Origin of the sequence: Mesorhizobium sp. M8A.F.Ca.ET.021.01.1.1 (genome assembly GCF_003998025.1) — a bacterium.
Taxonomy (GTDB): domain Bacteria; phylum Pseudomonadota; class Alphaproteobacteria; order Rhizobiales; family Rhizobiaceae; genus Mesorhizobium.
Genome location: NZ_RZSJ01000227.1, coordinates 1 through 8867, shown reverse-complemented (window position 1 = coordinate 8867; position 8867 = coordinate 1). Strand labels below are relative to the sequence as shown.

Annotated in this window: 10 protein-coding genes and 1 pseudogene; 7 read left to right on the top strand and 4 right to left on the bottom strand. The window is 63.1% G+C overall.

Going from position 1 to position 8867, the window contains the following annotated elements; all coding sequences use genetic code 11:
- Positions 1-286: MATE family efflux transporter (locus tag EOA36_RS18460; protein ID WP_245464400.1), on the bottom strand; the 286-nt coding region annotated here is incomplete at its 3' end.
- Between the two features lie 132 nt (positions 287-418).
- Here EOA36_RS18460 and EOA36_RS18455 point away from each other — a divergent pair.
- Entirely contained in the window at positions 419-1321 is a 903-nt protein-coding gene (locus EOA36_RS18455; RefSeq protein WP_127278857.1) for a histone deacetylase, read from the top strand.
- Positions 1322-1324: 3 nt separating this feature from the next.
- On the opposite strand, the gene EOA36_RS18450 is transcribed toward EOA36_RS18455, so the two are convergent.
- From EOA36_RS18450 to EOA36_RS18440, 3 genes are all read right to left on the bottom strand, one after another.
- Positions 1325-1588, bottom strand: coding sequence for a DUF6460 domain-containing protein (locus EOA36_RS18450; protein WP_127278856.1), 264 nt, complete (start codon positions 1586-1588; stop codon positions 1325-1327).
- A gap of 96 nt (positions 1589-1684) precedes the next feature.
- Positions 1685-2518, bottom strand: a complete 834-nt coding sequence (locus EOA36_RS18445; RefSeq protein ID WP_127278855.1) for a galactosyltransferase Lgt5 — start codon at positions 2516-2518, stop codon at positions 1685-1687.
- A 5-nt stretch (positions 2519-2523) separates the two neighbouring features.
- Positions 2524-3462 (bottom strand): hypothetical protein, encoded by a 939-nt coding sequence (locus tag EOA36_RS18440; protein ID WP_127278854.1) that lies wholly within the window; start codon positions 3460-3462, stop codon positions 2524-2526.
- A gap of 455 nt (positions 3463-3917) precedes the next feature.
- On the opposite strand from EOA36_RS18440, the gene EOA36_RS18435 reads away from it, so the two are divergent.
- From EOA36_RS18435 to EOA36_RS18410, 6 genes and pseudogenes are all read left to right on the top strand, one after another.
- Complete coding sequence (locus EOA36_RS18435; protein ID WP_127278853.1) at positions 3918-4535, top strand: outer membrane protein; 618 nt, start codon at positions 3918-3920, stop codon at positions 4533-4535.
- 183 nt (positions 4536-4718) lie between these two features.
- On the top strand, positions 4719-5105 hold the full coding sequence (locus tag EOA36_RS18430; protein WP_127278852.1) for a hypothetical protein: 387 nt from the start codon (positions 4719-4721) through the stop codon (positions 5103-5105).
- Positions 5106-5151: 46 nt separating this feature from the next.
- Positions 5152-5825, top strand: a pseudogene (locus EOA36_RS18425) (response regulator transcription factor).
- A complete protein-coding gene (locus tag EOA36_RS18420; protein WP_127278851.1) occupies positions 5822-7252 on the top strand; it encodes a HAMP domain-containing sensor histidine kinase in 1431 nt (476 codons plus the stop codon). Before EOA36_RS18425 ends, EOA36_RS18420 begins: the two are co-directional and overlap by 4 nt.
- A 159-nt stretch (positions 7253-7411) precedes the next feature.
- Positions 7412-8395, top strand: a complete 984-nt coding sequence (locus tag EOA36_RS18415) for a glycosyltransferase family 2 protein (protein ID WP_127278850.1) — start codon at positions 7412-7414, stop codon at positions 8393-8395.
- Positions 8388-8867, top strand: a 480-nt coding sequence (locus EOA36_RS18410) for a class I SAM-dependent methyltransferase (RefSeq protein ID WP_145969211.1), incomplete at its 3' end; no start/stop codon positions are given. The genes EOA36_RS18415 and EOA36_RS18410, both read left to right, overlap by 8 nt.

Below are 8867 nucleotides of genomic sequence, written 5' to 3'. Positions count from 1 at the left end.
CCTGTTCCTCGAGGGCGTCTCCACGCCCGAAGGCCTGGGCGACGAGGCCTGTGGTGCCCGAACGCAGAAAATTGAAGGTGGTGAAGACGACGTCGAAAGCCAGCGCGCCGGCCGCCAGGCCGCCAAGCAAGGCGGCATCACCGAACTGGCCGACGACAGCCGTATCGACCAGGCCGAGCAGCGGCGTCGTCAGATAGGCGAGCGTCATCGGCACGGCGATGGCAAGCACCGAGCGATTGGTGACGGAAAAGGCTCTGGCGTCGGCTGGGATGGCACCGTTGTCCAAAGGATTGCTGCCTTGCTGATTGCGGCTTGATCGGGGAACCGATGTGCCCCATTTTTTGGCCACCGCGCAATCGTCCTTCCGCGACGGCCAACCGAAATCCCGCTCTGGCGCGAAACCGTCCGACCCAGTTTGATGCCCCTGCAGATTGTCCACCACCCCGACTACGACGCCGGCTTCGCCACCAACCATCGCTTTCCGATGAGCAAATATCCGCTGCTGATGGAGGCCTTGCGGGCACGCGGCCTGACCAGCCCAGCGGCGCTCAACACAGCCGAACCCGCGCCCGCGTCATGGCTCGGGCTCGCCCACGCGGCGGACTATGTAGACCAGGTCATCCGCTGCGCCGTGCCTGAAAAAATCGAGCGGGAGATCGGTTTTCCGGTCGGCCCGCGCGTCTCGCTGCGCGCACAGCTTGCCGCCGGCGGCACGGTGGCGGCGGCGCGGCTTGCCTTGCGCCACGGCATCGCCTGCAACACCGCCGGCGGCAGCCATCATGCGCGGCGCGCGCAAGGCGCCGGCTTCTGCACCTTCAACGATGTCGCCGTCGCGTCGCTGGTTCTGTTCGAAGAGGGCGCCGCACACAACGTCCTGGTGGTCGACCTCGACGTGCATCAGGGCGACGGCACGGCGGACGTTCTGGGCGATGAGCCGCGCGCGTTCACCTTTTCCATGCATGGCGAGCGCAATTACCCCGTGCGCAAGATCGCCTCGGACCTCGACGTCGCGCTGCCCGACGGCACGGGCGACGCCGCCTATGTCGAAAGGCTGGCCGCGATCCTGCCGGAGCTCTCGGCGAGAGCGCGTTGGGACATCGTCTTCTACAATGCCGGCGTCGACGTCCATGCAGAGGACCGGCTCGGCAGGTTGGCACTTTCCGACAACGGCCTGCGCGCCCGCGACGAGATGGTCATAGGCCATTTTCGGGCGCTCGGCATTCCTGTCTGCGGTGTCATCGGCGGCGGCTATTCCACCGATGTGCCGGCACTTGCCGCGCGCCACGCCATCCTGTTCGAGGTGGCCTCGGGGTACGCCTGAAAGTCATTTCCGGTAGTTGGCGATCCTGAGCAGGATGAAGGCCGGCACGACGATCGCGGCGCCGAGCAGGATGTAGCCGAGGAAGCGGTCGATGGCGTGGAAGCCGAGATTCCAAAGGTCGATGAAGAACTTCTGGATACCGTAGAACACATCCATCGGCGACCAGCCGAAGGCGTTCATGACTAGGCCGACGAGAAAGGATACCACCAGCAGCTTCAGGACAACCCTGAGCGGCGAGTCGCCGAGAAAGCGCGTCAGTGCGGACAATGCCGTCTCCCGATTGAGATGCCCGGACTCATGGGCACGGCCAAGAGATACGTGCTTGGCGGCCATCCAGCAAGCCGGCACGAGCCAGGACCGTTGCTAGCGTCCGGCTGCCGTGGAAAGCCCGCAGCGCTCGAGCATCTGCCCCAGAGGCGAGCCCTGTGGAACGGTGCGGCCGATCATCCACTGGCGGAGCGTATGGTCGAACAGATGAATGCACAGCGTACGCGGAGTGCCGATATCCGAAAGCGAAAGGTCCGGATCGAGCAGCATTGCGACCTGATGGTGACTAAGCGGATAGAAGACGTCGATGGGAACCGCGTGACCGATGTCGCCGGTTCTGCTGGCGAAATAGGTGAGCGCCTCGGGGCCCAGCCTGCCCCAGCTATAGTTGGAAATGTGGATCGGCAGGCCGATGAATTTGCGCAACCTGTAGCGCATCAGCCTGGAGCGGTTGAGCCAGGGCACGATGTAATACGGATCTTCCGCGAATTTCAGCATCTCAAGCAGTGTCTGGTTGCCGGCCGGCAATTTCAGCACGGCGCCGTTAAGTTGGTCGCTCGACTGGTAACCAAGGATATAGTCCTGTTTCGGGATGGGCTTGAGACAAAACACGTCGCAATCGACGTACAGGCCGAGCCCTGCTTCCAGGATCTTCAAGCGGTAGAGATTGGAAAAGAGGGACGGACTTCCGTTCGACCTGTAGTAGACGATCCGCTCCCTTGGCATCAGTTTCGACGCGTCGACCGTTTCGACGCCTGGCGGAACATTGCGTGGGGTGTCGTAACAATGAAGATGCACCCGGTGGCCCGCCAGCACGAAGGAACGCAGGCACGCGGCATGCAGGTCGTCCAGGGATGCTCCGATCCAAACGGCATTGACGACAGGTTCGATGGCGCCATCCGGCGCTGCTTCCGGATGTTGCCTGTCCATGCCGATCACTTGCCCTCGATGCCCCTGACCTCTGCCGTGAAATCGCGGATGATCCTGGCGGGCGACCGAAGTTCACGCATGGCTGCCCTGTATCCGGCCGCCCGTTCCTCGAGCTCCCGCATGGGCTGCCAGAGGTCCTTCAGGAGATCGAGCCCAGGACCGCCATATGGGCGAAAATACCGCCCGGCAACCGCATCCAGCGAGCCTGCCGTCACCCCGACCGGCACGCAGCCGGCATAGGCGCATTCGACATATTTCATCAGCTCGACATTGTAGCGCGTCCCGCAAAGGAAGAAGTGGCTGAATTGCGCCGCAAGACCGATGTAGCGCGCATGCGTGAAGTCATGACGGGGTGGCTTGCCATGTTCGGGATATCCCGGGTGTTTCAGGTCGAAGATGAACAGTCGCAGCCAAGGAAAGCGCGCACGCCGGCGACGCAAGGCATAGCGCACCGGGTATAATGTTCTGGAATTGCTGCCCGACAGGAAGACCCCGCGGCGACGGCCGGCCAAGGGAATCTCGACCTCCCGCGAGGTATCGTAGGGATAGGGCAAATGGACCACGCGAGAGACTTTCAGCGTCCCTACGAATGCCAGGAATGGCCCCTCGGGATCATAGGTCGTGGCATAGTGAACGCCGGGATGGTCGGCGCAATCGAAGATGAACCTGACACAGGGGTTGGTTGTCTCCGGCATGTCCGAATCGCTGACCCGGAAAAAGAGCGCGGGCCTGTCGCTTGCGGGGACCGCCAGGTGCTTTTTCAGCACCTCGACGTCTCTGGGCTCCAGGCGATTGTCGACGACGGCGACCTCGCAATGGCCCCTGCCGATCTGGCTGATCGGCCGGGCCTCCCATGAAAACGGCCTGGCGAAGGCCGGGCCCACGCCTGGGTAGATCGCCTTGTCATATGGATGCGTGTCCGAATGGAAATAAATGATTCGCAAAAGCAAATTCCCCCGAATTGCCTGGCACCAGCGAACCGAAGCCCCGCCCTCGAGGCCGATTGCCGTCGGATTTTGTACGCTTCCGCGCGTGAGGCGGGCAACTGGGAAGCCTGTTCATGTCAAACAAGTGATCGAGTTTCCCGGTTGCCCGAGATTCGCAATTCTTAAATATGGGTAAACAATTTCATTTTAATTTATTGAAAATAAAGCACAAAATCGCCGTTTTCCAGTTTTGCGCAATGTGCGTGCAATTTTCACTTGCGAGATACCAGGCGTCTTTCAGGTGACGGACCGCGCGGCGATCTACCCGTACCACATAGCCGGCGAAAGCCGGTCCCAGAACCGCGCGGCCATCCAGAAAGACACCAATCGGAGCTGACCGCCCCAATGGTCAGGGTCCTCAGCAGTTAACCAGCGTATCGGGTGCGGATGCGCGTTTGTGTTGGAGTAATGCAGTGTCCCCTCAAGCAAAGATCGTCCTGACGGCGGGTGCCCTTGCCGTCTGCCTCCTCGGGCCGGCAACAGCCGCCGACCTCTCGCCTGCCTACAACGACCCTCCTGCCTCCCAATGGAGCGGCGCCTATGTCGGCGTCCATGGCGGCACGGCATTCACGGGAATGCCGAACCCGTTCGCCGGCCGAAACGGCTTCAGCGGCGGCGTCCAGGCAGGCTACAACCAACAGATGGGCCCGGCGGTTCTCGGCGCCGAGATCGAAGGTTCCTATCTGGGCGGTGCCGAGCACAATGTCCAGGGCGGCAAGATCAAGGAAAAATGGCGTGGCGCGGCCAAGGCGAAGGCCGGCGTGAGCTTCGACCAGACGCTGCTGTTCGGAACCGGCGGCGTGGCCATGACCAGGTTCGACAAGGGCGACGGCGTGAGCAGCAGCGACGGATGGAAGGTCGGTTACCTCGTCGGCGCCGGCATCGAGCAGGGCTTCGCCGGCGGCCTCTCGGCCAAGGTCGAGTACGACTATGTCCGCACCCCCGGCGTGGAAACGACATCGGCCCTTGGCAAGTCCAAGGAGACGATCGGCAGCCATGAGCTGAAAGCCGGCATCAACTACCGGTTCTAGAAACAGCAGGCGGCCGACCTCGATCGCGCGATGGCCGCAACGGCATCGCGCGGTCTTTTTGTTCTTGATGCCTGGACGCAGACATCCCGCCCGAGGCAACGAAGCATTCCATGCTTGTCGCAATGTCGATGTAATCTTCGCAATCTAGGTCGCCTGCGTGAATTTTCACCATGGGAATCAGCAATGTCCACGCATCGCCCGGGCCGACGGACGTCCAAGCTATTGTTCATTGCGATCGCGCTCGCCTTGGCGGGCTGCGCCTCCGACATCATGAAGAACTATGTCGGACAACCGGTCGAATCGGTCGTTCTGGATTACGGGCCGCCAACGGCGATCGTAGACCTCGGCCAGGGAGAACGCGCCTATCAGTGGCGCCAGGTCTCGACGTCAGCGGTTTCCGGGACATCCAGCGGCGAGGTTCGCCACACAAAACACGGAACCGTCTATGAAGAGACCGAAACGCCCGGCTATATCGAGCGTCAGGAATGCTTCTACACATTTTACGCCCGCGCTTCCGGCGGCCGCTGGTTCATCACCAATTTCCGCCGGCCGAAGCTGGAATGCGAGTGAACCGCCGTGCCGCAAATTCCGCGGCCACGCGCTAAGGAGAACGCCAATGCGCGTCCTGCTGATCGAGGATGAACCGGAAATGGCCTCCGTGCTGAAGGCCGCTCTGGAGCGCCTGGACATCATCGTCGACCATGCCGCGACCTTGGCCGATGCGGAGGCGGTGGCTCGTTTGGGCCATCACGACGCCGTGGTGCTGGACCGCCGGCTGCCGGATGGCGATGGCCTCAGCCTGATCCCGCGCCTGCGCGCCCTGCATCTGGATGTGCCGGTGATCGCGCTGACGGCGATGAGCGGGCTGGAGGACCGGGTTGCCGGGCTCGATGCCGGCGCCGACGATTACATGGTCAAGCCTTTCGCCACGGTGGAACTCGTCGCGCGGCTCCACGCCTTGCACCGCCGCTCGTTCACCTCGCGCGCCAATCAGACAATGGTCGGCCGCCTCACCTATGATTTCCGCCATCGCGAGGCGCTGGTCGAGGATCACGCGCTCGATTTGCCCCGGCGTGAAAGGCTGGTGCTTGAAACGCTGATCCGCCGGCCGGGCCGGACCATCATGCGCAGCGCTCTCGAGGAGGCCGTCTACGCCCTGGACGACGAGATCGGCTCGAATGCGCTCGACGCACATGTGTCGCGGCTGCGCCGCAAGCTCGACGATGTCGCCGCCGGCATCGAGATACGAGCGATCCGCATCTCGGTTATCTCCTGCGGGCAGCCTCGTGAAGAAAGTGCGCGCACGCTCGTTGCAATGGGTCCTGGTCCGCCGGCTGATCCTGCTGCAGGCGGCGACGCTGCTCCTCTTCATCGTCCTGTGCGCGGCAGCCCTTTGGATCGCCAATCCGAGCCTGCTCATCGACAACGAGGCTGCCGTCGCGGCCGTCAAGGATGCCGTCGACCGCGACAAGGACGGCAGGCTGGTCGTCCGTGAAACGGAAGAGCTTACCGCGTTCCGCCAGAGCTTCCCCAATGTCTGGTACATCGTTCGCGACGATAGCGGGCAGAGCGTCCGTTCCGGCACGATCCCGGATGTCTACACCAAGGACTTCGGCGTCCTGCTCGGCGAGGCAGACCACGCCACGATCGGATTCTCCGACAAGGACATGCGGCCGGAAGCCTATATCGAAAACGCTTCGACCAAAGCCGGCGCGGTACGGATCATCGCCGCGACGCAGTCGTCGCGCCAGGAGACCGACGGGCTCGAGATCAACATTTCGGCCACGGTGGAGGTCGCCCGGTATCCGGACGGCAGCAGGAACTGGGAACGCGCGCTGCCGGCGCTGGCGCTCGTCATCGCGATCCTGCTGTTGCCCATCGTCCTCGTCATGGGCGCCACCACACTGGTGACGACGCCGGCCGTGGTCCGCCGCTCCCTTGCCGGCCTTGTCGAAACCGTCCGCCAGGCGGCGCGCATCGATATCGGCACCCGTGCGATGCAGCTGCCGGTCAAGCACGTGCCGCAGGAGATCGCGCCGCTGGTGCATGCCTTCAACGAGGCTCTGGCGCGCCTCGCGCAGGGGTACGACCGGCACAACCGTTTCCTCACCGACGCGGCGCACGAACTGCGCACGCCGATCGCCATCCTGCGTACACGCGCCGAGCTGCTGCGGCAGGAGCCGCAAAGCACGCGGCTGCTGCATGATATCGAGCGCCTGTCGCATCTCGCACAGCAACTGCTCGATCATCAATTGCTCGACCGCCCATCCGACCAGCGCGAGATCGTCGATCTCGACGATCTTGTCAGCCGGGTGGCGGCCGACTTCGCGCCGCTCGCCATCGAGGCCGGCTACGACCTTGCCTTCGAGCCGTCGCCCGACAAGACACGCGTCGAAGTCAACGTGCTGCAGATCGAGCGGGCGCTCGCCAACCTCGTGCGCAACGCCATCGAGCATGGCGGCGGCGGCGGTACCATCACGATTGCGATCGACCGGACGGGTGGCATCGAGGTGCGCGACGAAGGCCCGGGCATTCCCGTGGAAGAGCGCGAGAATGTGTTCGAGCCCTTCTATCGCCTGCAGCCGCAATCGCGCGGGGCCGGGCTGGGACTGAATCTCGCCCGGCAGATCGCGCTGCTGCATGAGGGAACCATCCGTATCCTGGCGGGCTCATGGCGCGGTGCCCGCATCCGCATGGAACTGCCGGTTCGTTCGTGACCCGGCCGTTGACGGCGCCGAACGCATATCGGCCAGCCAGCCAGTGGCCACGCCGGCTCCTGACTTATCTGTTTTCTAACCAATTGCTGCTATTGTCATCTCCACAGTGGGAGCCAGGCTTTGGCGGGAACGGGAAAAATCGGCGCGCACCGCGCACCCATGTTGTCGGTCGTCGTGCCTTGCTACAATGAACGCGCCGGCGTGGCGGAGCTTCATCGGCGTGTCAGCGCGGTATGCCTCGAGCAAAGCCTCCCCTACGAGATCGTGCTCGTCATCGACGGGGCGACCGACGGCACTCGCGAGGCCATTTTCGACCTGGCCGAAAAGGACGACCATGTCGTCGCCATCGATCTTGCACGCAACTACGGCCACCAGATCGCCTTGAGCGCCGGGCTGGAGTTCTGCCGCGGCCAGCGCATTCTCATTCTCGACGCCGATCTCCAGGATCCGCCCGAACTGCTGGGGGCGATGATGGCGAAGATGGATGAAGGCTTCGACGTCGTCTACGGCCAAAGGGTGAAACGGGAGGGCGAGAGCTGGTTCAAGCTGGCCTCCGCCTCGATGTTCTACCGCCTGCTCGGCAGGATGGTCGATGTCGAGATCGCGCCGGACTCCGGAGATTTCCGGCTGATGAGCCGCCGTGCGCTGGACCATCTGATTGCAATGCCCGAACGCTACAGGTTCATTCGCGGCATGGTGAGCTGGATCGGGCTGAGGCAGGTCGCCTTCCCTTATGAACGGCACCGGCGCTTTGCCGGCACCACCCACTATCCGCTGAAGAAGATGGTTCTTCTGGCGATCGACGCAATGACCAGCTTTTCGATCGTGCCTTTGCGCTTTGCCTCGCTGCTGGGGATGATGTTCGGCCTGCTCGGCCTGGTCGTGCTCAGCTATACGCTGTTCGAATGGTCTCGCGGCAATGTGCTGCCCGGCTGGACGAGCCTTGCCGCGATCATGCTTATACTAGGAAGCGTACAGCTTCTGGTGCTGGGCATCTTCGGCGAGTATCTCGGCCGCATGTACATGGAAACGAAGCGGCGGCCGCTCTATTTCGTCAACGAGATCGTTTCGCGCAGCGAGCCAGCCCAGGGTCTGCCCGCGCATCGTCTGCAGGAGATGGCGAAGAGAGCCGCCCGTGCTTGAGGCCGAATTCGACCAGTTTGCGCGCGAGTACCAAGAGCAGCATGCCGCGAGCATAAGGCTTAGTGGCGAGACGCCGGACTTCTTCGCGAAATACAAGATCGACGACGTCGCGGCGACACTGAGTCGGGCCGGCGTGAAACCCAGGCGCATCCTCGACTTCGGTGCCGGCGTCGGCAATTCGCTCGGCCATATGCGCGCAGCGTTTCCCGACAGCGAGATCGTCCTGCTCGATCCTTCGCGGAAATCGCTGGACGTCGCCAGCAAGCGCTTCCCCGATCAGGCCTCGTTCACGCATTTCGACGGCCAGACAATCCCCTTCGCCGACCATAGCTTCGACCTTGCCTTCGCGGCTTGCGTTTTCCATCACATCCCCGAAAACCTTCAGATCGGATTGTTCGCCGAAATCGGCAGGGTGCTGGCCAATGGCGGCAGTTTCTTTGTCTTCGAGCACAATCCGTGGAATCCCTTGACC